Source organism: Streptomyces gossypii, assembly GCF_025165795.1.
GTDB classification, from domain to species: domain Bacteria; phylum Actinomycetota; class Actinomycetes; order Streptomycetales; family Streptomycetaceae; genus Streptomyces; species Streptomyces gossypii.
On the sequence record NZ_JAJAGO010000001.1, the window covers coordinates 113,836 to 139,776 of the forward strand.

22 protein-coding genes and 1 pseudogene are annotated in these 25,941 nt (G+C 72.3%); 13 read left to right on the top strand and 10 right to left on the bottom strand.

Going from position 1 to position 25,941, the window contains the following annotated elements:
* The first annotated feature begins 106 nt into the window (after nt 1–106).
* The 5 genes and pseudogenes from LHJ74_RS00495 to LHJ74_RS00515 all read left to right on the top strand — a co-directional run bounded on the left by LHJ74_RS00495 (nt 107) and on the right by LHJ74_RS00515 (nt 3,046).
* Complete coding sequence (locus LHJ74_RS00495; RefSeq protein ID WP_260215344.1) at nt 107–568, top strand: VOC family protein; 462 nt, start codon at nt 107–109, stop codon at nt 566–568.
* 213 nt (nt 569–781) lie between these two features.
* Nucleotides 782–1,534 (top strand): gamma-glutamyl-gamma-aminobutyrate hydrolase family protein, encoded by a 753-nt coding sequence (locus LHJ74_RS00500; protein WP_260215345.1) that lies wholly within the window; start codon nt 782–784, stop codon nt 1,532–1,534.
* Between the two features lie 326 nt (nt 1,535–1,860).
* On the top strand, nt 1,861–2,316 hold the full coding sequence (locus tag LHJ74_RS00505; RefSeq protein ID WP_260215346.1) for a carboxymuconolactone decarboxylase family protein: 456 nt from the start codon (nt 1,861–1,863) through the stop codon (nt 2,314–2,316).
* Nucleotides 2,317–2,603: 287 nt separating this feature from the next.
* Nucleotides 2,604–2,699: pseudogene (locus LHJ74_RS00510) on the top strand (hypothetical protein); the annotation flags it as partial.
* A 203-nt stretch (nt 2,700–2,902) separates the two neighbouring features.
* Nucleotides 2,903–3,046: a hypothetical protein gene (locus LHJ74_RS00515; RefSeq protein ID WP_260215969.1), complete on the top strand. Its 144-nt coding sequence runs from the start codon at nt 2,903–2,905 to the stop codon at nt 3,044–3,046.
* Between the two features lie 327 nt (nt 3,047–3,373).
* Here LHJ74_RS00515 and LHJ74_RS00520 read toward each other — a convergent pair whose 3' ends face one another.
* Nucleotides 3,374–3,823 (bottom strand): MarR family winged helix-turn-helix transcriptional regulator, encoded by a 450-nt coding sequence (locus LHJ74_RS00520; RefSeq protein WP_260215347.1) that lies wholly within the window; start codon nt 3,821–3,823, stop codon nt 3,374–3,376.
* A gap of 368 nt (nt 3,824–4,191) precedes the next feature.
* Here LHJ74_RS00520 and LHJ74_RS00525 point away from each other — a divergent pair, with 368 nt between their 5' ends.
* Both LHJ74_RS00525 and LHJ74_RS00530 read left to right on the top strand, forming a co-directional pair.
* Nucleotides 4,192–4,512 carry a DMT family transporter gene (locus LHJ74_RS00525; RefSeq protein ID WP_260215348.1) on the top strand — a complete coding sequence of 107 codons (321 nt, stop codon included), beginning with the start codon at nt 4,192–4,194 and terminating at the stop codon, nt 4,510–4,512.
* Between the two features lie 53 nt (nt 4,513–4,565).
* Nucleotides 4,566–4,967, top strand: a complete 402-nt coding sequence (locus LHJ74_RS00530; protein WP_260215349.1) for a DMT family transporter — start codon at nt 4,566–4,568, stop codon at nt 4,965–4,967.
* Nucleotides 4,968–5,601: 634 nt separating this feature from the next.
* On the opposite strand, the gene LHJ74_RS00535 is transcribed toward LHJ74_RS00530, so the two are convergent.
* The 3 genes from LHJ74_RS00535 to LHJ74_RS00545 all read right to left on the bottom strand — a co-directional run bounded on the left by LHJ74_RS00535 (nt 5,602) and on the right by LHJ74_RS00545 (nt 10,542).
* Complete coding sequence (locus LHJ74_RS00535; protein WP_260215350.1) at nt 5,602–6,381, bottom strand: SDR family oxidoreductase; 780 nt, start codon at nt 6,379–6,381, stop codon at nt 5,602–5,604.
* 193 nt (nt 6,382–6,574) lie between these two features.
* Entirely contained in the window at nt 6,575–8,758 is a 2,184-nt protein-coding gene (locus tag LHJ74_RS00540) for an MMPL family transporter (RefSeq protein ID WP_260215351.1), read from the bottom strand.
* Nucleotides 8,759–9,096: 338 nt separating this feature from the next.
* The gene (locus LHJ74_RS00545) at nt 9,097–10,542 is read right to left on the bottom strand and encodes a multicopper oxidase family protein (RefSeq protein ID WP_260215352.1); all 1,446 of its coding nucleotides are present in this window, start codon (nt 10,540–10,542) and stop codon (nt 9,097–9,099) included.
* A 908-nt stretch (nt 10,543–11,450) separates the two neighbouring features.
* Here LHJ74_RS00545 and LHJ74_RS00550 point away from each other — a divergent pair.
* Genes LHJ74_RS00550 through LHJ74_RS00575 form a run of 6 tightly spaced genes read left to right on the top strand, consistent with a single transcriptional unit; the run spans nt 11,451 to nt 18,488 of the window.
* Nucleotides 11,451–11,786, top strand: coding sequence for a DUF362 domain-containing protein (locus LHJ74_RS00550; RefSeq protein ID WP_260215353.1), 336 nt, complete (start codon nt 11,451–11,453; stop codon nt 11,784–11,786).
* Complete coding sequence (locus LHJ74_RS00555; protein WP_260215354.1) at nt 11,783–13,783, top strand: hypothetical protein; 2,001 nt, start codon at nt 11,783–11,785, stop codon at nt 13,781–13,783. The genes LHJ74_RS00550 and LHJ74_RS00555 overlap by 4 nt, the downstream gene beginning before the upstream one ends.
* Before the next feature lie 49 nt (nt 13,784–13,832).
* Nucleotides 13,833–15,203, top strand: a complete 1,371-nt coding sequence (locus LHJ74_RS00560; protein WP_260215355.1) for an amidase — start codon at nt 13,833–13,835, stop codon at nt 15,201–15,203.
* A gap of 2 nt (nt 15,204–15,205) precedes the next feature.
* Nucleotides 15,206–16,762 carry a type I glutamate--ammonia ligase gene (locus tag LHJ74_RS00565; protein WP_260215356.1) on the top strand — a complete coding sequence of 519 codons (1,557 nt, stop codon included), beginning with the start codon at nt 15,206–15,208 and terminating at the stop codon, nt 16,760–16,762.
* Nucleotides 16,763–16,816: 54 nt separating this feature from the next.
* Entirely contained in the window at nt 16,817–18,103 is a 1,287-nt protein-coding gene (gene purB, locus LHJ74_RS00570) for an adenylosuccinate lyase (RefSeq protein WP_260215358.1), read from the top strand.
* The gene (locus LHJ74_RS00575; RefSeq protein ID WP_260215359.1) at nt 18,087–18,488 is read left to right on the top strand and encodes a GNAT family N-acetyltransferase; all 402 of its coding nucleotides are present in this window, start codon (nt 18,087–18,089) and stop codon (nt 18,486–18,488) included. The genes purB and LHJ74_RS00575 overlap by 17 nt, the downstream gene beginning before the upstream one ends.
* A gap of 208 nt (nt 18,489–18,696) precedes the next feature.
* Here the strand turns inward: LHJ74_RS00575 and LHJ74_RS00580 are convergent, their stop codons facing one another.
* The 6 genes from LHJ74_RS00580 to LHJ74_RS00605 form a co-directional block, all read right to left on the bottom strand.
* A complete protein-coding gene (locus LHJ74_RS00580; protein WP_260215360.1) occupies nt 18,697–19,479 on the bottom strand; it encodes a response regulator transcription factor in 783 nt (260 codons plus the stop codon).
* A 659-nt stretch (nt 19,480–20,138) separates the two neighbouring features.
* Nucleotides 20,139–20,402: an acyl-CoA carboxylase epsilon subunit gene (locus LHJ74_RS00585; protein ID WP_260215361.1), complete on the bottom strand. Its 264-nt coding sequence runs from the start codon at nt 20,400–20,402 to the stop codon at nt 20,139–20,141.
* 16 nt (nt 20,403–20,418) lie between these two features.
* Entirely contained in the window at nt 20,419–21,990 is a 1,572-nt protein-coding gene (locus LHJ74_RS00590; RefSeq protein WP_260215362.1) for an acyl-CoA carboxylase subunit beta, read from the bottom strand.
* 87 nt (nt 21,991–22,077) lie between these two features.
* Nucleotides 22,078–23,319, bottom strand: a complete 1,242-nt coding sequence (locus LHJ74_RS00595) for an MFS transporter (protein ID WP_260215363.1) — start codon at nt 23,317–23,319, stop codon at nt 22,078–22,080.
* An 8-nt stretch (nt 23,320–23,327) separates the two neighbouring features.
* Nucleotides 23,328–24,215 (bottom strand): alpha/beta hydrolase, encoded by an 888-nt coding sequence (locus LHJ74_RS00600; protein ID WP_260215365.1) that lies wholly within the window; start codon nt 24,213–24,215, stop codon nt 23,328–23,330.
* 145 nt (nt 24,216–24,360) lie between these two features.
* The gene (locus LHJ74_RS00605) at nt 24,361–25,911 is read right to left on the bottom strand and encodes an FAD-dependent monooxygenase (RefSeq protein ID WP_260215366.1); all 1,551 of its coding nucleotides are present in this window, start codon (nt 25,909–25,911) and stop codon (nt 24,361–24,363) included.
* Nucleotides 25,912–25,941 lie beyond the last annotated feature (30 nt).

Genomic DNA, 25,941 nt, shown 5'->3' on the forward strand with positions numbered 1-25,941 from the left:
TCCGGTGCATGCGTTCCCGGAGCCGGTGCCTGCCGGGCCGCGCGGCCCGGATCCGGTGCGCGCAGCAGCACGCCGGAAGACGATGCCTGGAATAGGAGCAGCCACGATGCCTGCCGCAGCCCCGCAGAAGCTCACCACCTTTCTGGCGTTTCCCGAAAACGCCGAGGAGGCGGTGCTGTTCTACACTTCGCTGTTCGAGGACGGCGAAGTGCTCCACACCATTCGCGCCCGTGCGGGTGAGCCCGGGTGGACGGAGGGAACCCTGCAGCACGCCCTTTTCTCCCTGGCCGGGCAGCAGTTCATGTGCATCAACACTCCCCCGCCCGGTGCCCGCGGCGCCGACCACGCCCCCTGGCATGAGTACAGCTTCTCCCCTGCCATGGCAATCTACGTGCAGTGCGCCACGGACGCCGAGTTCGACCGGATCTACGCGGCCATGTCCAAGAAAGGCGAGGTGGTGATGCCGGTGGGAAGCTATGGCTTCAGCGCCAAGTTCGCCTGGGTCAACGACCACTTCGGCGTCTCCTGGCGGATCAACCTGTCGGCGCAGACATCCGGTCAGGAGTAACGCGCCCGGCCGGGCGCGGAAAAGCGGAACGGGAAACGGCACCCCGGGCGGGAAACCGGAATCCGGGCACGCAGCGGTATGCCGAGGTCCGGAAACGCCGGTTCGCCCGGCGGCGCCGCACCCGTTGCGCGGAACCCGATCCGGAAGGCCGGGCCCATGGGTCCGGCAGCCTGCCCCACCGCCTGTGAGCCCGACTATCTGCGAGGAACTGCCGTGAACTCCTTGGCGCATGAGACCGCGGGCGCGCCCGACGCCTTGCCCCGCCCGGTGATCGGGGTCACCGCGCACTCGGGGCCGGTGCGGGTGGGGCCCTACGAGACGCACGCGACGTTCGTGCCGCAGCTGTTCATCGACCGCATCGCCGCGGCCGGCTGCACACCGGTGCTGCTGCCGCCGCTGCCCGGCCTCGAGCACTCGGTGCCCGCGCTGGACGGCCTGATGCTGCTGGCCGGACCGGACCTGGACCCGGGCACCTACGGCGCCCAGCGGCACGCAAGGACCGTGCGGACCCTGCCCGACCGGGACGCGGCCGAACTCGCCCTGCTGGAGGCGGCCTTGGAGGCGCGGTTGCCGCTGCTGGGCATCTGCCGGGGCCTGCAGCTGCTCAACGTGCTGCGCGGCGGCACCCTGCACCAGCACCTGCCCGAGATCGTCGGGCACGAGGGCCACTACACCGAGCAGGGGTACCTGCCGCAGGAGGTGGAGCTGGAGGCGGGCAGCTATGCGGCGAAGGTCCTGGGCGGCAGGGCGGTCGTGCCCTGCCACCACCACCAGGCAGTCGACCGGCTCGGCGAGGGCCTCACTGTCACCGCCCGGGCCAAGGACGGGACGGTCGAGGCCATCGAGGCCGTCGGCCAGCCCTTCGCGCTGACCGTGCAGTGGCACGCCGAGGAGAGCGAGGACGACCGCCCCTTCCTCGCCCTGGCCGAGGCCGCCCGGCACACCCGCACCGCCGCCGGCCGGTAGCCCCTCCCCCGCGGCCTGCCCGCCTCCTGGGCTGCCCGGGACGACGGCCCCGGGCGGGCCGGGGCAGGGGCCGGGGCGCTCCAACGGCGGCGGGCGGGCCCGCGGTTCGCCCCGGCGCCCTCAGCGCGCCGCACGGGCCCCGTCCCGCCGGGAAGCGCGCTCGCCGGTTCGGGCACGCGGATCGGTCACATTCTCCGCGCGGCATCCGTCAATGCAGTGACACACCCCTCCCCCGCCCCGGGGACGGGTGACCTCGCGGCCGGGAGATCGCAAGGCGGGCCTCCCGGCCGGTCCAGACGGCGCAAGACCTGTGGAGGAGAGCAGTCGTGGAAGCACGGATGAAGAACCCGGCGATGATCATTCCGGACGCGATGAAGGCGATTCAGGCCCTCCAGGCGTCCACCCAGGACGGCGGGGTGCCCTCCGCGACGCTGGGCCTGGTCCATCTGCGCGCCAGCCAGATCAACGGCTGCAGCGTCTGCGTGGACTCGGGCACCGGCTACGCGAAGAAGGCGGGCGAGAGCGACGAGCGGCTCTTCGCGGTCGCCGCCTGGCGCGACGCCCCCTACTACACCGACGCCGAACGCGCCGCGCTGGCGCTGACCGAGGCCGTCACCCGCCTCAGCGACCGGTCCGACCCGGTCCCGGACGAGGTGTGGGAGGAGGCGGCCAAGCACTACGACGAGACCGCGCTGGCCGCGCTGCTCCTGTCCATCTCCGCGAGCAACGTCTTCAACCGCCTCAACGTCGCCACCCGCCAGGTCGCCGGCGCCAAGTGGTGACCACCGCGCGCTGAGAGCAGAGAGCGAGGCCCGGCGGCCCCTGCCGGGCCCGCTCTCCGCGCGCTCCCGGGCGTGCCGGGGCGGGTGACGGGCCGCCGTTGTCCGTGGCGCCGAAGGGCAGCGCGGTGTCCCCCGCCGGGAGCGGGGGCCGTGCTGCCCCGCACGGGCACCACACCGGTGACACCGCAAGCCCGCCCAACTCGCCCCCGCACAGCGGTTCGGGCTCACCGCGCCTGCGACGTCGATCACCAACGGCCCTGACGGAGCAGGGGAGTTCATCTCCTCGCATGGCCCGGCTGACCGGGACCGGGGACGGACTTCCCCGCGACCCTCACCGAGCCCCGTCTGACCGGGTGATCGCCACCTGCGCCGTCCGTCGTGTCCCCTGCACCTGGGCCGGGCAGGCGAAGCCGGGAGGCATCATCCTGACCACGGTCGCAGGGACCCGGAATGACGGACACCAAACTGGCGAAGGTCACCGCATACGAGGACGGCAGCGCCGAAGGGCGAATCCATCGGCCGCTCCTCCTTCACGCAGGCCCGCTCACAGGCCCCCAAGCTGGTGTCCGGATGCCTGTCAGCCCGCGTGGCCTACGCCGGCAGCGAGCGTGCAGCCAAGGTGTCCCCCTCCCTGCTGGAAGAGTGGATGCCGGCCTTCATCGCGCAGCTCGCCGCTCCCGGCGCGCAGTTCACCCGGGCCAAGGACAGCGACGGCACTGCACTGCACTGATGTACGTCTTCGCCCCTGAGCGGGAGTCGTTCGCTCACTTGCCGCCAAGGGCTGTCCCGTGATCCCTGGTGGATCAGCGCGCGGCGTCAGATGCGGTGCTTCGCAATGCGATGGCTCGGCGGGTTCCTCACGGTCTCAGCAGCTTCAGCGACACGTAGTCGTTGCCCACCCAAGGTGCATGCTCGGTCAAGCATCTAGTCGGCGGAAGGCGACCGCGACACACAAGTCCGAAAAGCTTGTCTATGCAATGTGAAACCCGGACGCACCGGGGTGCGTCCGGGGGCGCCCCGCCGTGGCGCGGCGGTCTGCGGCGGGGGCGGCCGGGCGTCAGCCGTGCGCTCCGCGCAGGGCCTGGACGGTGGGGCCGAGGTCGGGGTCGGAGGTGAAGGTGTTCAGGGTGGAGGAGAGGACCTCCGCGTAGGTGGCCCTAGCGTCCTGGTAGCGCTGCCGCCCTTGGTCGGTGATGACCGCGTAGACGCCGCGCTTGTCCGCCGGGCACAGGTCCTTGTAGGCGAATCCGGCGGTCTCCAGCCGTCCCACCAGGCGGGTTACGGAGGACTGGCCGAGGCCGACCTTGCCGGCCAGGTCCTGCATGCGCAGCTCGCTCGTTGCGGAGTGGTCGAGGTGCTCCAGGGAGCGGAACTCGGAGAGGCCGATCCCGTGGCGGTGCTGCAGGGCCTGGGTGAGCTCGCGCTCCACGTGTGCGTGGAGCGCGAGGGCGCGGTTCCAGACCGCCTGGTCGGAGCTGCGTGAGGCGGTGGGGTGCGACGTGGTCACGGGCGTCTCCTTCGGGGCTGGTGTTTGACAACAAGATACATGCTCATGCAAGCTCTTGCTGTTCCCACCGCCTCCCCGGGAGCCGACTCGGGGTGAGTTTGTTTGCATGTACAAGCAATAGTCATGGAGGTCTCGTGTTCCCAGTGCCGCCGCGCCACACGCCGCGTCCGACGACAGCTGACGCCGCACATCCCGGTTCACAGCCCTCTCCTGCGCCCGGCAGGGGCCCCGCGACGGCGGCACCTCTTGACGCATCACCGGCCGGATTTGCAGTGCACGCGAGGTAGTCACCCCTCGCGCCCCGCCCCCAGCCCCCTCTGCGTGGCCAACCCGGAAGGCGCGGCCGTCAATGGATAAGGACTCTCCTCATGCACTGGCTCTACCTCACCGTCGCCATCGCCTTCGAGATCGTCGTCGCGATCGCCGCAGGCAAGGCCGCAGGCTTCACCAACCGCAAGTGGACGGCCATAACCCTCGCCAGCGGTGCCACTGCCACCTACTTCCTCAGCAGGGCCCTGCTGACCTTCAACGTCGGCGTCGGATACGCCCTGTGGACCTCGGTCGCCGGCGTCGGCATCACCCTCCTGGGCGCTCTGCTGTTCGGCCAGCGCCTCACCTGGCGCAAGGCGCTGGGCGTCGCCGCCGTCATCGCCGGGGTCGTCGGCCTCCAGCTCAGCGGCGCAGCCTGACCCCGCCCGACCCGCCTGCCCACACCCCATCCTCGCGAAAGGACTCTGCAGAGATGTCTTCGAGCAACCGTTCCGCAGCGAACTCCTGGCTCATGCTCCTCCTCGCCGGGGCGTTCGAGATCGTCTACGCACTCGCGGTCGGCGGAAGCCACGGCTTCACCGTCCTGACCTGGTCACTGCTCGCCGTCGTCTTCTTCCTGCTGACCCTGTGGGCGCTGAGCGTCGCACTGCGCACCATCGACGTCGGCGTCGGCTACGCCGTCTGGGCAGGAATCGGGGCGGTCGGAGCAGCGGCGCTGGGCCCCGTCTTCTTCGACGAGGGCCTCACCCTCGTCCAGTCCCTGTGGCTCGGCCTCATCATCATCGGCGTCGTCTGGCTCAAGCTCGCCGACAGGCTGGACACCGCCGAGGAACCTCTCGACCAGCTCCGGCACGCCCAGGCCGTCAGCGCCTGATGACGCCGCGCGGCACACCCGGGCGGCCCCCGTCCGAGACGGCGGGCCGCCCGGGTGCCCGCTCGTGGGGTTGGTACCGCTGTTTCCAGCGAGAGGCCCCTGGGTTCACGGGGAAGTTGCCGGGCCGGCTTCGAGGGGTGGGTGCGTGGAGTCCGCGCAGCGGAGGACGGCCGGCCGGGAAACCGATCGACCAGGCTCAGGGGAACTCACGGGATAGCGCACAGTGCGGGTTCTTCACGCGCGCTCAGTTGGCCGCGGCGAAGGGTTCGCCTCACGGCGACAGTGCGTGTCCGACGCCGTCCACAAACCCGGGACAACTGGTGCTGCGGCATGGCCGCGGGCGGATCTGGAGCTGACCCTGTCACCGCCCAAGCGCGGGTGCTGCACGCCCGGTTCTCCCGCGCGCTGAGCCGCACACGCGCACCGCTGCCGCCCCCGGGGGTGCGGGTGCGCGGCGCGTGCGCGGCGCGCCCTGTGGGCCGGGTCCCGCCCCTCCCCCCGGGGGGCGGTGAAGCGCCCGCACGCGGGCGTCCCGACCGGCGGCCCCGGGCCGTGGCACACGCGGCAGCCGAGGAGCGCGCCGGTCTGCGTGACCCGGCCTGGTGCTTCGTCAGGCAGCACTAGCCAGGCCGGGTCACGCGGACTTGAGCTTCTTGTGCAGGAACTCCTCCCAGGTGCCCTTGCCCTGGTGTTCCGGGGAGAGGTCCCCCTCGGGGACCATGAGGCCGCCGGCGCGGATCTTGCCGAGGCCGGGCATCCATACCGGCATGACCTTCCTGCGCCGGTTGGTGATCCTCATGTACTCGCGGATCAGTTCGACCGCGTCGGTCGCGCGGGGTCCGGCCATGTCGGGTACCCGGCCCGCCGGTTCGCCCAGGGTCAGTTCCACCAGGCGGGCGGCGACCTCGTCGGGGTCGACGGGCTGGACCCGGAAGCCGGAGGGGATGGGTGCCAGCGGCATCTTCGCCACCTTCTGGGCGCCCTTGAGGAGCAGGTCGTAGAACTGGGTGATGCGCAGCATCGTCCAGGGCAGCCCGGAGTCGGCGACGACGCCCTCGGAGGCGAGTTTCGTGCCGAAGTAGCCGAAGGTGACGAGGTCGACGCCGACGATCGAGGTGTAGACCAGGTGGGGTGATCCGCCGGAGCGGGAGGCGGCCTGCATGAGGTTGCGGGTCGCCTCGGCGTCGCCCTTGGAGGCGCTGGCGCAGTGGACGATGGTGGTGGCTCCCTCGACGGCGGCGTCCAGTCCCTGGCCCTTGGCGAGGTCGCCGGTCACGAACCGGACGCCGTCGCGGTCCTGGTGGCTGCCGCGGGTCAGTACCCGTATGTCCTTGCAGCCGGCCTCCCGCAGGCGCGGGACGAAGAGCTGTCCCAGGGTGCCGGTGCCTCCGGTGACCAGGATGGTCGACGTCATGTTTTCCTCCTCGCCCGGCGTCGTGGCGACCGCACGGGATGTCGTTTCTTTACCGTGTCCATAGGTTTTCTTTGTCACCGCTATGACGGGTGGCGGTGGAGGAATGTGACCGGCGGGGCGGTGGCCGCCCCGTTCGGGGGCGCGGCCCGCACGGTGGCGGGCCGCGCCCGGGGGCCCGGTGGCGCCGGGCGCCTCAGCCGCCCAGGCGGGCGGGCTGGGCGGGCGGGCTCACCGGTTGCTCCGAGGGGGCCTCGGGGTGGCCGGGGCGCCAGATGCGGGGGCCCACCTCCAGGGCGAGGGCGGGGATGAGCAGGCTTCGTACCAAGAAGGTGTCCAGGAGTACGCCGACGGCCACCAGGAGGCCCTGCTGCAGGGACGCCACGGTCGGGATGACGGCCAGGACGCAGAAGGTGGCGGCCAGGACCAGGCCCGCGGAGGTGATGACCCCTCCGGTGACGGTCAGCCCGGTCAGGATGCCCTCGCGGTGCCCGCGCCGGGCGACCTCCTCGCGGGCGCGGGTCATCAGGAAGATCGTGTAGTCGACTCCCAGGGCGACCAGGAAGAGGAAGCCGAACAGGAGCAGTCCGCGGTCGATGCGGGGGTAGCCCAGCGCGTGGAAGAGCAGTGCCGCGGTGCCCACCGCGGCGCCGTAGGACAGGACGACCGACAGCAGCAGGAGGATCGGGGCGACCAGGGCGCGCAGCAGCACGATCAGCATGAGCAGGACGACGCCCAGGATGAGGGGGATCAGCAGGATCTCCTCCTTTGTCTGGGCGTCGGAGGTGTCGAGTTTGACGGCGGTCTGGCCGCCGACCAGCGCGGAGGCGGCTTCGCCTTCCGCGTCGCCCAGGGCGGTGCGCATGCGCTCCACCGTCTCGCGGGCGGCGCCGGTGTCCGGTGCGGCGTCCAGGACGACGCTGATGTGGGCCCAGCCGCCGGCGACGGCGGGCGGGCCCGTCTGCGAGACGCCGGGGACGCCCTTGAGTGCGGCCAGGGCGGCCTCGCGGCCCTGGGAGGGGACGTAGACGTCGGCGGGGCTGGAGGAGCCGGCGGGGAAGTGGCGGGCCAGGAGTTTCTGGCCCTCCACGGAGTCGACGCTCTGGGTGAACTGCTCTTCTTGGGTCTGCCCGGTGGACAAGGTGGTCGAGCCCAGGGCGAGAGCGGCCAGCACGAGGGCGGTCGCGATCCAGATCTGGCGGGGCCTGGCCTGGACGAAGGCGGCGACGCGCCGCCAGATGCCGTGGTCCTTGCCGGTGTCCGCGCCGTGCTGGGCGGCGGTGTATCGGGGGATGAAGGGCCAGAACGCCCAGCGGCCGAGGATGACCAGGAAGGCGGGCAGCAGGGAGGTCATGGCCAAGAAGGTGACGGCGACGCCGATGGCCACCACCGGTCCCAGGCCCTGGGTGGAGTTCATGCTGCCGAAGACCAGGCACAAGGTGGCCAGGCCCACGGTCGCGGCGGAGGCGGCGATCGCCGGGAGGCAGCGGGCCAGGGCGTAGGCCATCGCCTCGTGGCGGTCTTGGTGGCGGTGCAGTTCCTCGCGGTAGCGGGCGATGAGCAGCAGTGCGTAGTCGGTGCCCACTCCCAGGACCAGGATGGTCAGGACGTAGGCGCTCTGTCCGTCGACGACCAGGCCGGCGTGTTTGGCCAGCAGGTAGACCACCGCGCTGGCGATCTGGCTGGCCAGTCCCACCGACAGCAGCGGGATCAGCCACAGGACGGGGCTGCGGTAGATGACCAGGAGGAAGAGGGCGACCAGGGCGAGGGTGACGGTCAGGAGGGTGGTGTCCATCCCGGAGTAGATGTCGATGAAGTCGGCGATGTTGCCCGCCTCACCGGCGATCTTGATGTCGAGTCCGGCGGGGGCGTCCTTCTCGGCCGCCTCGCGCAGGGCCTCCACTCCGTCGCCCAGGACGCTGTTGTCGCTGTGGTCGGTGTGCAGGGGGACGGTGAGGAAGGCGGCCTTGCCGTCGGTGGCGGCGGAGGCGGAGGGGATGTCCGCGGCGACCGCCTGATGGGAGGTCAGTAAGGAGCGGTCGGCGGCGATCTTGTCCTGGTCGGCGGCGGTCAGCCCGCCCTGGCGGGCGTAGACGACGACGGCGTCGGTGACGTTCTTGTCGTCGAAGTGCTCTTCGGCGATGTCCACGGCCCGGGTGGACTGGGCGTCGGAGGGCAGCCAGGTGGCGGGTTCGTTGTTCTGTACGTCGCCGATCTTGGCGGCCAGTGAGCCGCCGAAGCTGATGAGCAGCACCCACAGGACGAGCACGGCCCATTTGGAGCGCCGGCCGGAGACGAGGCGGGCGTAGCGGTGGAAGAAGGAGGTGCCTGGTGGCGGCGGGGCGGTGGCTGGCGCCGGTGCGGGAGGCTGCGTCGTCATGGGCTGCTCGCTAGGGTCTTGGGAGCCTGGTGCTCAGGGCTCGTGTCCGGCTCGCGGGTGTGGCGCGGGGCTGCTCCCGGCGTTCGGTTCTCACCGGGCCGCGAGGTGTTCGGCGGCCCGGCGGCGGTGCGCCCGCGGCACGCCGCCTCCTGTTTCTTCCTCGTGCCGGGCGGCGTCACTGCTATGACGGATGGCGGCCGCGGGATGTGACGGCGCGCGGCTCCCGGGGGTGAGGGGCGGGGCGAAGGGGCATGGCGAAGGGGCATGGCGAAGGGGCATGGCGAAGGGGCGTGCCCGGGTGGGTCCCGGGCACGCCCCCTGCTGCGGTGGTGCTGAGGTCAGACGACCTGCAGTGTGGCCATCATTCCCATCGCGGAGTGGTCGAGCATGTGGCAGTGGTAGACGTATTTGCCCCGGTAGCCGGTGAAGGTGGCCTGGATCTTGACCACTTCGCCGGGGAAGACGGTGACGGTGTCCTTGAGTCCGCTCTCGGGGCCGGAGGTGACCGGCTTGCCGTTGCGCTCCAGGACCCGGAACTGCACCAGGTGGATGTGGAAGTTGTGGGGGGCGTTCTCGTTGGCGTTGGTGACCGTCCACACCTCGGTGGCGCCGTACTGGACTTCGCTGTCCACCCGGTCGGGGTCGAAGACCTTGCCGTCGATGTAGCCGTGGCGGTCGGTGCCCGTCTCGTCCGACTGCAAGACGATGCTGCGCTCCGAGACGGGGGCCGGCAGGGTGGGCAGGGAGCGCAGCGTGTCGGGCACGGTGCTGGAGTCGGGTGCGCTCTGGGTCACCCGGAACTGCAGCACCTGGGCCAGCGGGCTGTCGGGTGTGGGGGCGAGGCCGTTCTCCAGCACCAGGTGGGTGCCGCGCGGGTACTGGGAGAAGTCGACAACGATGTCGGCGCGTTCGCCGGGTGACAGCGCCAGGGACGTCGTCTGCAGGGGGCCGGCCAGCAGTCCGCCGTCGGAGCCTATCTGCGCGAAGGAGGATCCGTCGGACAGCTTGAGGCTGAAGAAACGCATGTTGGAGGTGTTGAAGAGGCGGAAGCGGTACTTGCGTGCCCGCACCTCGTAGTAGGGCCATGTCTTGCCGTTGGCCACCACGCATTCGCGGGCGCGGTCGCCCATGGTGTAGACGAGTTCGGCGGCGTGGTCGAAGTGGGCGTCGCGCAGCGAGATGGGCACGTCGAACTCGCCCTTGGGCAGGTTGAGGCCCTTCTCGATGTCGTCGGTCAGCAGGTAGGTGGCCGCCAGGCCGCGGTAGACGTTCTCCGACTCGACGTGGTGGGCGTGGTCGTGGAACCACAGGTTGGCGTGCGGCTGCTCGTTGGGATAGGTGTAGGTCTTCGAGCCGCCGCCCGGCGCGATGGTGTCCATCGGCCAGCCGTCGCTGCTTTGGGGCACGTGGGCGCCGTGCAGGTGGATGGAGGTCACCACCGACAGGTCGTTGATCTGCCGCACGACGACCCGGCGCCCGGTCTGGGCCTTTATCACCGGGCCGGGGAAGTCCCCGTCGAAGGTCCGCAGCGTGGTCCATCTGCCGGGCAGGACCTCTTTGCGGGCCTCCTTCATGCGGATCGTGTAGTAGTCCGTGGTGTAGGTCGAGGACTCCGGCTGGAGCACGCGCGGCAGCGGCATGGGGCAGATGAACTTCGTCACGGTGTTCGGGTCGATGTCGCTGGCCTCGCTGGCGCTGCCGGGTGAGGGCATCACCAGCCCGGCGGTTCCCATGGCGCCGGTGAGCACGGCGCCGGCCTTGATTGCGGATCTGCGTGTGACCATGAATCCCCCATGGAGACATGCTGAGGGCACCCTGCGGGTGCCTGTGCAGCGAAGGGTTGCGAAAAGGGTGTGTGGGCGGGTCCGGTGTGGCGGGCCCGGCGGACAGGGTTTGTCGTCGGTGTGCACTGACGGTTGTTTGACTTTTCCGGTGAAGACCGGATAGGCCGTCTGGCGCCGGTGCGGGTGCCGGCTTCGGGCGGCGGGCGCAGGAGAGTTCACGGCTCCCGGCGCGGCAGGTCCCGGGCTGCCGCATGGCGCGGTGGTGCTCTTGCCGGTGCCTGTGCGCGGGAGTCCCCGTGTCCGTGTGTGGGCGCGCCGGCGTCCCGCGTGGGGTCGGAGCTTCGGTGCGGCACGGACGGAGGGAGTGCTCCTCCTCGGCCGGCGGGGGGCCCGGGGTGAGGCCCGGGCGGCGGCCTGTTCGATTCGACCGCAGATCCCGGCGGTCCGCAACTGGCGATCAACGCGCCGGTCTTCGGGGGCTGTTCGTCCCTGCGCGGGTCCTTCAGGGTGTGCGGGTTTCCCGGTGTGCGGGGTGCGTGTTCGGCGTCGCGTGCGGATCGGGGCTGTGGCATTGTCATGGGACCTGTACGAGGCCGGTGGTGCGTCCGGTGGCCCGGAGGCCGCCGCGGGGTTCCCCCGTCGGTGTGCGACTGCGGTCTTTCCGCGGTTGAACGGGGCCGCGCTCTCACGCGGGTTCCGGCGCCGGGTGCCGGTGTCCTCGGTGCGCGGTGTTTATCGCGGTGCTGTGCGACGGTCCCGCGTCACGTTTAATCCGTTCGGGTAAGCCGTCTGTTCTCCATTCCCACCGGGCGCCGCTCCGTGTAACTCTTGCCGACGCCGCTGCGAAACGGTGTGGCTGTTATTGCTCTTCAGTGTGGGCGCGCGAACAGACCAGAGGGGAGTGCTGAATGCCCAGGGACGAGAACGCTCCGGCGGATAACAGGACCGGGCGGTCCGAGTTGATCGCCGGGCGGTCGCGCAATGAAGCGTGGAAGAAGCCGCCGCGCCGTATCGAGCCGTCGGAATGCATCACGTGTGACACGTGTTTGAGGGCCTGCCCGCCGGAGTTCGGCGCGATATTCGACCGGGGGCTCGATGTGGTCATCGTTCCGGAATTATGCTCGGGCTGCCCCAAATGCGTGCTGGAGTGTCCGGTGGACTGCATCTACGTCGACGAGGACTGGACGCCGACCGACAATGACATGTGGAGTCATGTCGCGCTGACCGCCAAGGACGCGTCGTGACGGGCGCCGGCGGCGCCTCGCAGGGCGGGACCTCGCAGGGCGGCGCCTCGCAGGGCGGGACCTCGCGGCGGGCGGTGATGGCCAGGAAGCGGCAGAGCCGGCGGCCCAGCCGGCTGGGGAGTGCGGCGGGGGTGGCCGCCAAGCCGGACTATGTGGTCGAGGAGGACGCCGGCTTCCCCCGGCTGCTGCGCGAGACGTGGGAGCAGGCGGCCGCGGCGCCGGACCTGCAGGCGGCGGCGCAGGTGCTGTTGACGCTGGGGGGGCATGTGCCCGCCGATGTGCAGCTGCGGGCGCTGCGGGTGGCGGACGAGTGCGCGCTCAAGGCGCTGTGCGGGATCTCCTGGCGCGAGGAGGAGGCGGCCCTCTTCGAGGGGGCCGAGGGGGGCGGGGAGCCCGGCCGGTCCGGTGAGGCTGGTGTGGCTGGTGAGGCGCCGGCGTTCTGGGGGGAGCTGGGGCTGACCACCAGCGGCCGGATCGTGCTGCGGGCTCCCTCGCAGGGGCCGCTGGCCAAGGAGGAGGAGCTGGTCGGCGCGGTGCTGCGGGTGCCGTGGCCGGCGCGGGCGCTGGTGGACTACCGCAGTGAGGTCAGCCGTGCGGCGGCGCGGTTCTCGCGGTCGGTGGCCGACTGCCGGCAGTGGCTGGCGGCGGGGGGCACCCACAGCCGGGACGAGATGCTGGAGGAGCTGAAGGAGGCCGCGCTGCGGACCGCTCCCTTCGTGCTCTACCAGGAGGGCAAGCAGTACACCAACTTCCGGGACCGCAACACGGTCACGGGCAAGACGCTGTGGCCGGGGCATCCCGACTGTGCGCTCAGCTCCCTGCAGGGGATGCCGCTGGATCTGTGGTCGGACAACGACGTGGTGATGGTGGTGTGCCTGACGCTGCTGGTGCGCTCGGCGGGGTACGCGCGGATCGAGGAGGCCAACGGCACGCAGCTGACGGTCGATCACATCGCGTACATGCTGGAGCGGGTGCGGCGCAACTACAACGCGGTGGGGGCGGGGCAGAAGGTCGCGCCGGCCGCCTCCACGCGGGCGGCGGAGCTGGACACCCTGGCCGTCGCGCTGCGCCGGCGGCGGGAGGAGGTGCGCGCGAGTGTGCAGCTCTACCGGGAGATCCACGGCGCTTTGATGCACAAGATCGAGCGGGTGGCCGGGGTGCGGGGGCCGCAGGCGCGCCGGCGCGAGGGGGCGCTGTGCGCCGCCCTGCGAGGGTCGCTGGGGCTTGCGGGCGGCACGCTCGAGGAGCTGGGTGACGCGCTGGAGGCCGCGCCTTCGTGGCTGGCGGCGCCGCACGGCGGTTTCGGCACCGGGCTGGAGTCGCTGGTGCATGCGACGGTCTCCGGGGCGAACGCGGCGTTCGAGACGGATTTCGCGATGAGCCGGGGGATGCGTTCGCTGCCGCGGCTGGTGGCCGCGCTGCGGGAGCAGGACTGGAGCGCGATCACGCGGTGGGATATCACCGAGTACTTCTGCTGTGTGGTGCCGGTGCCCGCCGCGCGAAGGTATTTCGCGGACTCGACGGAGTATCTGGCGGATACGGCGTGGGCGATTTCCTCGCGGATGCAGTACAACTCGTGGCATTTCGTGCCCGGTGGTCTTCCGCGGGGGCCGGCGGTGGTGGCGCGTGACTTCTTCGTGCCGCCCACTCTTCCGGATGTGGCGTTCTATTCCGATCAGCACCACCGTGGTCATGTCGCCTCGCGGGTGCGGTTCAGTATCCGCAGTCCGCAGCCGGTGCGGGTGCTGGACCGGGTCTTCAACGGGTTCATCGATCTGCGGCTGCTGCGGTGCGAGGGCGCCCCGTTCACGGAGGCGGATCTTCTGGCGGCGCACCGTGCTTCGGCGTTCATCGCGCGGGCGACGGGGCTGGCGGCCCAGCTGGTGGCCGGCGGGCAGGAGTTGGAGGTGACCTCCTTCGATTCGAAGTGGCACTGGGATGCGGTCAAGGAGGCGTCGCAGGCCGCGTTCGCCTCGGAGGCGCTGCGGGCGCGGTGAGGGCCGAGTGCGCTTTGGTGATCGGGGAGAAGTGGTGACCTTGCTGGGTGTGCGCGAAACCAAGGATCTCCTTGCCCGGGGGGAGACCTCTGTGCTCGACCATGTGGGCTCCGTGCTGGAGGCGGTGCGGGAGCGGGACGGTGAGCTGGGGGCGTTCGTGTCGGTCGCGGGGCCCGGCGTGCTGCGGGAGGCGCGGCAGGCGGATGCGCGGATCCGGGAGCTGGGTGCGCTCGCGTGGCGCCGGTGGCCGCTGCTGGGGGTGACCGTCTCGGTCAAGGACCTGGTCCAGACGCGGGATCTGCCCACCACGCGCGGGTCGCTGGTGGCCGGCGGGCGGCGGCGCCTGGATGCGCCGGCGGTGCAGCGGCTGCGGGCGGCGGGTGCCCTCGTGGTGGGCAAGACGGCCACCTCGGAGCACGGGTGGAGTGCGAGTACGGTCAGCCGGCTGGGTGCCCCCACCCGCAATCCCTGGGATCCGGCGCTCTCGGCGGGGGGTTCCAGCGGAGGCGGTGCGGCGGCGCTGGCGGCGGGGCTGGGCGCGGGGGCGCTGGGCACCGACGGTGCGGGCTCGATCCGTATTCCGGCGGCGTGGTGCGGGGTGGTGGGGTACAAGCCCTCCTTCGCGCGGGTGCCGTATGTGCCCGGCTGCGCGGACCGGCTCTCGCATCTGGGGCCGCTGGCGCGCAGTGTGCCCGATGTCATCGAGCTGGCGGGGGTGCTGACGGGGGCGCATCGGGAGGATCCCGACTCCCTCCTGCAGGTGCGTCAGGCGCGGGTGCGCGAGGCGCCGCTGCGGATCGGCTGGATCGAGTTCCCGGGGACCTCGGCGGAGGTGCGGCGGGTCACCGAGCAGGTGTGGCCGGTGCTGGAGGGGCAGGGGCACCGGCTGACGCGTATCGAGGTGCCCTTCGAGGATCCCTATCCGGCGCTGGTGGACATCCTGGCCGCGGCGGAGGCGGCCGGGACGCCGGTGGACCAGGAGCATCTGTGCGATCCGGGCCGGCTGGCGGTGGTGCGGCACGGGCGGGCGCTCAGCGCCGCGGCGGTGATGCGGGCCGAGGAGGTGCGGCTGGCGCTGCGCGCGCGGCTGGGTGCGGTGATGGAGCGTTTCGATCTGCTGGCGATGGCGACGGTGCCGGTGGAGCCCTTCGGGGCAGGCGAGATCGGTCCGCGGTGGGCGGCCGATCCGGAGGATCTTCTGTGGCTGGCGTGGTCGCCGGCCACCTATCCGTTCAACATGACCGGCCAGCCGGCGCTGTCCTTGCCCGCGGGTCTCACCCGTGCCGGGCTCCCGGTGGGATTCCAGCTGGTGGGTCCTGTGGGCGGGGACGATCTGGTGCTGGCCGCCGCCCGCCGCCTGGAGGCGGAACTGGGCCCCCTGCCGGCAGTGCCGGTCCGAGTCTCCGAAAGGATGGTGTAGCCATGTACTCCCGGTCGTGGTCCCCCGTGCACACCGAGGGGGGCGCGGGGCGTCCCGCGTTCGCCGTCGAGCTGGGCCTCTGGAGCGCGGAGCAGGCCGCGGCCGCCGAGCAGATCGAGGCACATCTGGAGGAGGTGGACCTGGTGCGTCTGGTCTTCTGCGATCCGCACGGGCTGGCCCGGTCCAAGACGCTGACGGCCCAGACCTTCCGTACGGTGCTGCGGGGCGGGATGGACTTCTCTCCGGGGCCGTTCCTCTTCGACACCGGGCACGCGGTGGCGGTGGACTTCCTGGGCGATCCGGGTGTGGGGGTGCCCGAGATCGCGGGGGCGGGCAATTTCGTGCTGGTGCCCGATCCGCTGACCTTCCAGATGCTGCCGGGCCGGGAGCCGCGCACGGCGTGGGTGCTGGGTGATGAGTTCCTGCGGGACGGCACGCCGCATCCGCTCTCGGCGCGCAATGTGCTTCGGCAGGTGTGCGCGCAGTACGCGGCGCGCCGGTGGAGTGCGGTGGTGGGGCTGGAGGTGGAGTGGTATCTGACCCGCCGGCTGCCCGGTGAGGCGGGCAACGCGGGCAACGGTTTCGGCCTGCAGGGCGCCGCGCCGGTGGTCGAGGCGCTCAACGCCGGCTACCAGTTCAACTCGGACAGCGCCTATGACTCGGTCTCGCCGGTGACCGATCCGCTGGCGATGCTGCTGCTGGAGCTGGGGCTGCCGCTGCGGTCCATGGAGCACGAGTCGGGGCCGGGGCAGATCGAGACGACGTTCAATCCGATGGGGGCCCTGGAGGCCGCCGACGCGATGCTGATGTTCCGCACGCTGACCAAGCAGACCTGCGCCCGAAGCGGGCACCACGCCTCGTTCATGTCGCTGCCGGGTGTGGAGGGCTTCGACCCCAGCGGCTGGCATCTGCACCAGTCGGTGCGCGAGGAGCAAGGCGGCGGCAGCCTGTTCGCCGCGGGCGGCCCAGGCGGCGGCATCTCGGCGCAGGGCCGGGCCTATGTGGAGGGGCTGCTGGCGCGGGCCCGCGACTTCTGCCTGCTCTCGGTGCCCACCGTCAACGGCTACCGGCGGCTGGGGTCGGGCTTCGCGCTCTCCCCCACCCGGGTGGGCTGGAGCTTCGAGGACCGCAGTGTGATGGTGCGGGTGGTCGGCGGCCGCGGCTCCACGCACATCGAAAACCGGGTGGGCGAGCCGAGCGCCAACCCGTATCTGGCCATCGCCGCCCAGCTGTTCGCCGGGCTGGAGGGCCTGACCGCCTCCGTCGGCGCCTCCGCGGCGCCGCAGACGCAAACGGAGACACAGAACGCGCAGGACGCGCGGGGGGCGGAGGGCGGCTGGGGGGCGCTGCCCCAGTCGCTGGGCGAGGCGCTGGAGGCCTTCCGCGGCGGCCAGGGGCCGCAGCTGCTGGGCAAGCCGCTGGCCTCCTGCCTCACCAAGCTCAAGGAGAGCGAGCTGGCCCGCTTCCAGGCGTGGCAGGAGGCGAGGCGCCGGGCGGGGCACCAGGAGGGCGGCGCGGTCACCGACTGGGAGCAGCGCGAGTACTTCGCCTCCTACTGAACCGCCGGCCCGTGATCGCCCTCAGTTCCGTTCCTACCCGGGAGTGCCGCCGCGATGATCCCCCGCTACACGCTGCCGCCCATGGCCGACCTCTTCAGCGACCAGCACCGCTACGCGACCTGGGTGCGCGTGGAGATCCTCGCCTCCCAGGCGCAGGTCCAGCTGGGCCTGGTGCCCCCCGAGGCGCTCGAGGACATGCGGCGCGCCCCGGTGCCCGATCCTGCCCGGGTGGCCGAGATCGAACGCGAACGCGATCACGAGGTGCTCTCCTTCCTCGCCGCGTTCTGCCAGGACATGCCGCCCGCCTCCGCCCGCTGGGTGCATCTGGGCATGACCAGCTACGACCTGGTGGACACCGCGCTGGGCCACACCCTGGCGCGCGGCACCGACCTGGTGCTGGAGGCTGCCGGGCGGCTGCGCCGGGTGCTGGCCGCGCGGGCCCGGGAGCACTGGCACACCGTGTGCGTGGGCCGCACCCACGGCGTGCACGCCGAGCCGACCACCTTCGGCCACAAACTCGCCTCCTTCGCCTTCGCGGTGGACCGCTGCCACACGCGGCTGAGGGCCGCGCGGGAGGCCGTCGCGGTGGGCACCGTCTCCGGCTCGGTGGGCACCTACGCTCTGATCGACCCGGCGGTGGAGGCGTATGTGTGCCGTGAGCTGGGTCTGGGCGTGGAGAGCGCGCCCAGTCAGGTCGTCGCCAGGGACCGGCACGCCCAGCTGGTCGCGGCCGTGGCCGCGCTGGGCGCCTGCATCGAGCAGATCGCCCTGGAGATGCGGCTGCTGCAGCGCACCGAGGTGGGTGAGGTGGAGGAGGCGCGCACCGGCGCCTACCAGGGCTCCAGCGCCATGCCCCACAAACGCAACCCCACCACCAGCGAACGGCTGTGCGGCCTGGCGCGGATCCTGCGCGGCCACGCGGGCACCATGCTGGAGAACGTCGCCCTGTGGCACGAGAGGGATCTGGCGCACCAGTCGGTCGAGCGGGTGATCCTTCCCGACAGTCTCACCCTGGGCCACTACCAGGCCACCAGGGCGGCCGATCTGATCGAGGGCCTGCGGGTCTTCCCCGACCGTATGCGTGCCAATATCGGCCATACCCACGGTCTGGTCTACAGCTCCGCGGTGCTGGCCGAGCTCCTGGGGGGCGGCACCGAGCGGGAGAAGGCCTACCGTGCCGTACAGGCCGCCGCGAACCGCACCGCCGCACGGGGCGAGGAGTTCCAGGACACCCTCGCCCAGGAGGGCATCGACATCGGCCCGCTGCGCCCGGAGCGGTTCCTTGCCCACCACGACGTGATCGCCGCCCGATTGGAGTCCCTCGTTGAACTGGAAGACTGAACGCGCCCACGGCGCCGACCTGGACGTGGAGGAAGTGCTGGGGGTCTACCGCGACTCCGGGCTGGGCGAGCGCCGCCCCGTCGGGGACCGGGAGCGCTTCACCGCGATGCTGCAAAACGCCAACCTGATCCTCGCCTGCCGGGTGGAGGGCCGCCTGGTGGGCATCGCCCGCAGCATCTCCGACTTCTCCTACGTCACCTACCTCTCGGACATCGCGGTGGTGCGCGACTACCAGCGCTCCGGCATCGGCCGCGCGCTGATCGAGGCCACCGGGCAGGAGGCGCCCGGTGCGAAGATCGTGCTGCTCTCCGCGCCGGCGGCCACCGACTACTACCCGCACATCGGCTTCACCCAGCACGGCTCCGCCTGGGTCCTGAGCCCCTGACCCGCGCGGATGCGCCAACGGCCGGGAGGGGTGCGCGATGCGCACCCCTCCCGGCCGGATCTGTGCCCTGACGCGGCCGGCGCCGCGGGGAGAAGAAGCCTCCCCGCTGCCGCCGGCCGCCAACGCTGCGCGCCGGCTCCCTCCTTGGCCTTGCGGGCCGCGCGCCGGGGCCCGCTCACCCATCCAGCCACGGTCCGATCCAGGGGCCCTAGCCGTTGCCGATCTTGAAGCCGACTCCGCGGACGGTGACGATCCAGCCGCTGTCGCCCAGTTTGCTGCGCAGCGAGCTGACATGGGTGTCCACGGTGCGGCGGGACCAGGAGTCGCCCCAGACCTGCTGCAGCAGCCGCTTGCGCGGGATGACGGTGTCGGGGTGGGTGGCCAGCAGGGACAGCAGGTCGAACTCCTTGCGGGTCAGCGCCACCTGACGGCCGTCCAGGGACACCTCGCGGGAGCGGACGTCGATCCGCAGCCGCCCGTGGAGGATCTCCTTCGCGGTGGGCGGCTGCCACTGCGCCCGGCGCATGACCGCCTCGATGCGCGCCATCAGCTCCCGGAATCCGTACGGCTTGACCACATAGTCGTCCGCGCCCACCTGCAGGCCCAGCACGCAGTCGAGTTCGGAACGGCGGGCGGTGACCACGATCACCGGGACGCAGCTGACCGAACGGATCGCCCGGCACACCTCCAGTCCGTCCAGGTCGGGCAGTTCGAGATCGAGCAGGACCAGGTCGACGTCCTCGTAGGCCTGCAGGGCCGCGCTGCCCCGCTCCACGCCGATGGCCTCATGGCCGTGTCTTCGCAGCCGGCACACTAACGACTGGGCGCCGTCCGGCTCGCTGTCCACCACCAGGATCCTGCGGCCGCGTGAGAGGCCGGCCACCCGCATCCCTGTCTCCGACACGCCCTCATCGATCGGATACGGCCCGGCAGGACCGTGCTGGATGGATATATGAGGCTCCAGCAGTGCCTCCGGCGAACTCTGAGTCATGCCTCCCCCGCGAGTCATGCCTCCCCCCCATCAGGTGGAGTCCTTATAGAGATCCGGTCCCGGATCCACCGACGAACTTACAGACCGCTGGTACCGAATTCAAAGAGGTAGAGCAGATAAAGAGGAGTTGCTCCGGCTATTGACGCGGAACGCCCGGGTTGCCCGCTCGCTTTACCAGGCACGATCGGGCCGCCTCCCCTTCCGGCACGCGGCGGCAGTGACACGGGACACTCTCCTGGAGGGCGCACACAAGGCGATCATGCCGCAGGCCGCGACAACAAACGGGAAGTCGCCTTCCGGACATGCTCGCGGCACCCGGAGGTCTTTATTCCGACAGAACGCGGCGGGGATTTCCAAGAATGTTTATTGACGCGAGTTCAGATATGCCTGATCCGGGCACCGGGCATGCCCGCGGCGGGCCCGTCAATGGATCAGCAGGGATCATCGCGGGGATCGGTGCGGGGAGCGCCGCCGCCGCGCGGTTCCCGGCCGGCGCGCCGGCCCGGCAGGAGGAGGGCCGTCGCCCGTGCCGGGTGAATGCCTCTTCGTCCTGACGGGCCGTGAGGGCGATTCCGGTCCCGTCTGCCGGGAATTGACGTGGTGTCACTTTCGGGTCCTCGGCCGGCCACCGCGCCCGGGGGCGCGGTGGCGGTGGTGCTTCAGCGGCGGGCGCGCCAGGTGCGCGGGCCCTGGAAGGCGCCCTCGCCGGGGCGGCTCCAGCGTGCGGCGGCCTCGGCGGGCGGCAGGCCGACGGCGGGGGGCACCGCGGCGGTGTGGGCGTACAGGAGCGCGACCAGGGCCGCCAGTTCCTCGGGGCGGGGGTTGCCGCGCTCCACGCGCAGCAGCCGCGCCAGGCGGCATACGGGCGAGTCGGGGGCGGCGGGGGCGCTCGGGTCGCCGGGGGCGGGCAGGGCCTGGGTCATGGCGGTGTGTCTCCTTCTACTGGGGCGGGTTGCCGTGTTTGCGGCGGGGCAGGTCGGCGTCCTTGGCGGTGAGCATGGCCAGGGCGCGGCACAGCACCGGGCGGGTGGTGCGGGGGTCGATGACGTCGTCGAGGAGGCCGCGTTCGGCGGCGAAGTAGGGGTGGACCAGTTCGCTGCGGTATTCCTGGATCTTGCGGCGGCGGGTGGCCTCGGGGTCGTCGGCGGCGGCGATCTCGCGGCGGAAGACGATGCCGGCGGCTCCTTCGGCGCCCATCACCGCGATCTCGTTGGCGGGCCAGGCGAAGGCGAGGTCGGCGCCGATGGAGCGGGAGTCCATGACGATGTAGGCGCCGCCGTAGGCCTTGCGCAGGACCACCGAGATGCGGGGGACGGTGGCGTTGCAGTAGGCGTAGAGGAGTTTCGCGCCGCGGCGGATGATGCCGCCGTGTTCCTGGCCGGTGCCGGGCAGGAAGCCGGGGACGTCGACCAGGGTGATCAGGGGGATGCTGAAGGAGTCGCAGAACTGGACGAATCTTGCGCCTTTCTCGCTGGCCTCGATGTCCAGGACGCCGGCCAGGGCGGCGGGCTGGTTGGCCAGGACGCCCACGACGTGGCCGTCCATGCGGGCCAGCGCGCACACCAGGTTGGGGGCCCAGGCGGCGTGGACTTCCATGTACTCGCCCTCGTCGGTGATCTCCTCCAGGACGGCGCGTACGTCGTAGGCGCGGCTGCCGTCGGCGGGCACCAGGTCCAGCAGGGCGGGGCTCTCGCGTTCGGGGGGGTCGGCGGCGGCGGCGCGGGGGGGCATCTCGCGGTTGTTGGCCGGCAGCAGGGAGAGCAGGTAGCGCACCTCGGCCAGGCAGGTCTCCTCGTCGTCGTAGGCGAAGTGGGCGACGCCGGAGGTGGTGGCGTGCACGTCGGCGCCGCCCAGGGCGTCGTGGGTGATCTCCTCGCCGGTGACGGCCTGGACGACCTCGGGTCCGGTGATGAACATCTGCGAGGTGCCGCGGACCATGAAGACGAAGTCGCTGAGCGCGGGGCTGTAGGCGGCGCCGCCGGCGCAGGGGCCGAGCATGACGGAGATCTGCGGGATGACGCCGGAGGCCTGGGTGTTGCGGCGGAAGATGCCGCCGTAGCCGGCCAGGGCGGTGACGCCTTCTTGGATGCGGGCGCCGGCGCCGTCGTTGAGGGAGACCAGCGGGGCGCCGGCGGCCAGGGCCATGTCCATGACTTTGTGGATCTTGGCGGCGTGGGCTTCGCCCAGTGCGCCGCCGAAGATGCGGAAGTCGTGGGCGTAGACGAAGACGGTGCGGCCCTCCACGGTGCCCCAGCCGGTGACCACGCCGTCGGTGTAGGGGCGTTTGTCCTCCAGTCCGAAGCCGGTGGCGCGGTGGCGGCGCAGGGCTTCGACCTCGCTGAAGCTGTCCTTGTCCAGCAGGAGGGCGATGCGTTCGCGTGCGGTCAGTTTCCCCTTGGCGTGCTGGCGCTTGGTGGCGGCGGGGTCGGGGCCGTCGTGGGCCTGGCGCCTGCGGTGCTCCAGTTCCTGGAGCGGGACGCCGGGGTGTTCGCTCGTGGGTGTGCTCTCCATGGTCTCTCGTCCCCCTGTGGGTGGTGTGCGGTGCGCTTCGGTGCGGTCTCGGGGTGTGGCGTGGTGCGCCCCGTGCGGGGCGGGGTGTCACGGGGGCGGGGCCTTGCCGGTGGGGCGGCGGGCGGTGGCGGCCAGTGCCGCGCCTGCGGCGGCGGCGGTGGCCAGGCCGCCCAGCACGAGTCCCCAGCGGGCGCCCCAGGTGGCCGCGGCCCAGCCGGTGGCCAGGGCTCCCAGGGGGGTGGAGCCCTGGAGGATGAGGGTGTAGAGGGCCATGACGCGGCCGCGGTAGCGCGGGTCGCTGCCCAGCTGGATGCGGTGGTTGGCGGCCTGGGTGAAGTGGAGGGCGGCGAAGCCGGTCGCGAAGAGCAGCGGGAGGCAGGTGGCCAGGGTGGGGGCGGCTCCCGCGGCGGTCTCCAGGAGGCCCAGGGCCAGGGCGGAGGCGGTCACCAGGCGGGCGGCGGGCCGGCGGGTGCGGGCGGTGCCGGCGAGGGCGGCCAGCAGGGATCCGGCGGCGAAGGCGGTGGTGGCCAGTCCGAAGGCGGCGGCGTCCGCGTTCAGGACGGTTTTGGCCAGCAGGGGCAGGGTGAGCTGGAAGTTGAGGCCGAAGAGGCTGACGGCCGCCAGCAGGAGCAGGGCGGCTTTGAGGTCGGGGCGTGAGGCGGTGTAGCGCAGGGCGTCTGTGACGCGGGGGCGGGTGTGGGGGCGCTCGGCCCGGTGGAGTTCGGCGGGGCGCATGCGGCGCAGGGCGGCCACGGTGGCCAGGTAGCTGGCGGCGTTGGCGAGCATGACGGCGCCGGTGCCGGCCGCGGCGATCAGCGCTCCGGCGGCGGCGGGGCCCAGTACGCGGGCGGTGTTGAAGTAGGCGGCGCTCAGCGCGGAGGCGTTGGGCAGCAGGTCGGGGCCCACCAGTTCGCCCACGAACGCCATGCGGGTGGGTACCTCCAGGGCGTTCACGGTGCCCAGGGCGGCGGCGGCGATCCACACGTGCCACAGGGCGGCCGTGCCGGTGAGGGTCAGCAGGGCCAGGGCGGCGGCCAGCAGGCCGGAGGCGGTGTTGGCGGCGGTCAGCAGGGCGCGTTTGTCGTAGCGGTCGGCGAGCCTGCCGCCTTGGAGGGTCAGCAGCAGCAGGGGGGTGAACTGGAGGGCGGTGACGGTGGCCAGGGCGCCGGCGGAGTCGCCGGTCATCTCCAGTACGAGCCAGTCCTGGGCGACGACCATCATCCAGGTGCCGGCCACCGAGATGACCTGTCCGGTGGCGAAGAGGCGGAAGTTGCGCACGCTCAGGGAGCGGAAGGTGCGCGGGCGGGTGCGGGCGGGCGCGGGGGGCATCGGGGTGCTCACACCCGTGGGCGGGCGCGGGCCAGGCAGTCCTCCAGGAAGGCCGCGGCGCGCAGGTGGTAGGAGCGGGCGGTCAGGCCCAGGCTGATGTTGTGGCCGGCGTCGCGCTGGAGGTCGACGGTGACGTGGGGGGCGGCGGGCAGGCGGGCGGCCAGTTCGGCTGCCTCCGTCTCCCCGTGGCGCCAGCGTTTCTCGTGCTGGGCGAAGGTGAAGCGCACCGGCACGCGGATGCGGGGGGCCAGGGCGGTGAACTGGCGGGGCCAGCGGCCCAGTTCGGCTTCCTCGCGCGGGGGCATGGGTGCGGCGGGGGTGCCCTGGGGGGTGAAGGTGCCCGGCGGGTAGAGGCCCAGCGGTCCCCAGTTGCCGCGGTGGCGGCGCGGGGGGCCCGCGCCCGGGCGGGCGGTGTAGCGCAGGCCGCAGCCGGAGATGTCCAGGCCCAGCAGGCCGGGGGTGCCGGCGGCGGCGGCGCACAGGGCGAGTTTCCCGCCGAAGGAGTGGGCCAGGAGCAGCAGGCCGCCGCCGCACTCGTGGCGGGCGGTGAAGTCGGCCAGGGCCGCTTGCAGGGTGCGGGTCTGCTCGGCGAGGGTCTGGCCCAGGGGGAGGCGGGAGGCGTAGGGGCCGTAGCCGGGGCGGTCGATGGCCAGCACCGTGTAGCCCAGCTGGGCGCCCAGGGCCAGCAGGGAGGAGGGCGGGTGGGCGGGGGCGTCGAAGTAGCCGGCGTGCATGCCGCCGCCGTGGAGGGCGACGATGACCGCCCGGGGCGCGGCGCCGCCGGGGGGGTGGCTCAGCAGCGCGGACAGGGGCAGCCCGGCTGCCTGCAGGGTCAGGCGCGCCGCCGGGTGCCGGCGGGCGGCGGCCCGTGGTGGGTTGGGCAGCGTGCTTTCCATGGTGTGGCCCCCGCGGTGGTGTCCTCCCCTGGCGGGCGCAGGTGGGGACGGGCGTGTTCGAGAACGGGTCTTCGAGGACGGGTCTTTCGGGGTGCGGGCCGGGTGCGGGCGGGGGTGGCGGGCCCGTGGCGGGGGCCCGCCGCCCTCAGCGGCGGCGCACCGCCCGGGTGCGGGCGGGGCGCGGGGCGCTCTTGTGTGCGGCGGGCGGGCCGAACCAGCGGTGCAGTGCCCGCTTGAGGCCCTCCTGGTCGTCTCCGGCCCAGGCCACGTAGCCGTCCGGCCGCACCAGCAGTGCGGCGGTCTCCTGAAGCGGGTCGGGGCCGTGGGCGGGTTTGGGTGCGGCGGTGGTCGTGGAGACGCGGTCGGTCCACGCGGCGGCGGTCTCGCGCAGGGCGGGGTCGTCGGCCAGGTCGAGCAGGACGCCGCGGGCCGGGTGCAGCAGCGCGGTGGTGCTTGTCTCCTTGCCGTCTCCGGCCAGGGCGCGGTCGGCCAGCCGGCGGCCCAGCAGCGGGTGGCTGCCCTCGCCGGTCTCGTAGCGGATGTCCAGGCCGCTGACGATGCCGGCCAGGTGCCGTTTGACGTCGTCGTAGGCGATCAGTTCGGTCAGCAGTTCGCGCAGCGGGTCGGCCGGTTTCCCGCCGAGGAAGACCATGCCCTGGGCGCGGGTGTTCATCAGGAGGCGGCGGCCGGCGGCGTGCCGCTCGCTGTGGTAGCTGTCCAGGAGGCCTGGGGGGGCGTCGCCGCGCAGGTGGGCGGCGAGTTTCCAGCCCAGGTTGGCCGCGTCCTGCACGCCGACGCTCAGTCCCTGTCCGGCGGCGGGCAGGTGGATGTGGGCGGCGTCGCCGGCCAGCAGGACCCGCCCGCGGCGGTAGTGGGTGACCTGGCGGGTGGCGTCGGTGAAGGAGCTGACCCACAAGGCGGTGCCGGCGCTGATGTCCTCGCCGGTGATGTGCTGCCAGGCCTGGGCGACCTCGCCGAAGGTGATGTCCTGCTCGCCGTCGCGGGCGGGGGTGCCGTGCGGGCACACGATGATGCGGTCCACGCCCTCGCCCAGCGGGGCGGCCATCACCATGCCGCCTGGCAGCGCCTCGCCCAGGAAGCGGGGGCGCAGGTCGCAGCCGGTGACATCGGCGAGGAACATCGCGCGGGTGGCGGGCATGCCGGGGAAGTCGAAGCCGGCCCCCTGGCGCACGGTGCTGCGTCCGCCGTCGCAGCCCACCAGGTAGGAGGCGTGCAGGGTGCGTACGCCCTGGTCGGTGGCGAAGGTGGCCTGGATGCCGTCGCCTTGGGGGGCGGGGTCGGCCACCTCGAGGAACTCCCAGCCGCGCTGGATGCGGGCGCCCAGGGACAGCGCCCACTCCTGCAGGACCTGCTCGGTCTGGTACTGCGGGATGCCGCGGGCGCCGAAGTGGGCGCCCTCCAGCACCGTGTAGTCGAACTGGACGCCGCCGAAGTGGCCCATGGGGCTTGTCGGGAGGCTTGGGCCCTGCCCGAAGCGCGGCAGCAGTCCGCGCTGGTCGAAGACCTCCATGGCGCGGGCGGTGAAGCCCAGGCCGCGGGACTGGCCGGTGGGCTGGGCGAGTTTCTCCACGACCGTCACCCGGGCCCCGCCCAGGCGCAGTTCTCCCGCCAGCATCAATCCGCTCGGTCCGGCGCCGACGATGATCACGTCGGTCTCCGGCGCTGTTTCCTCCATGGCGATACGTCCCTTCCCCTCGCGTTGCCT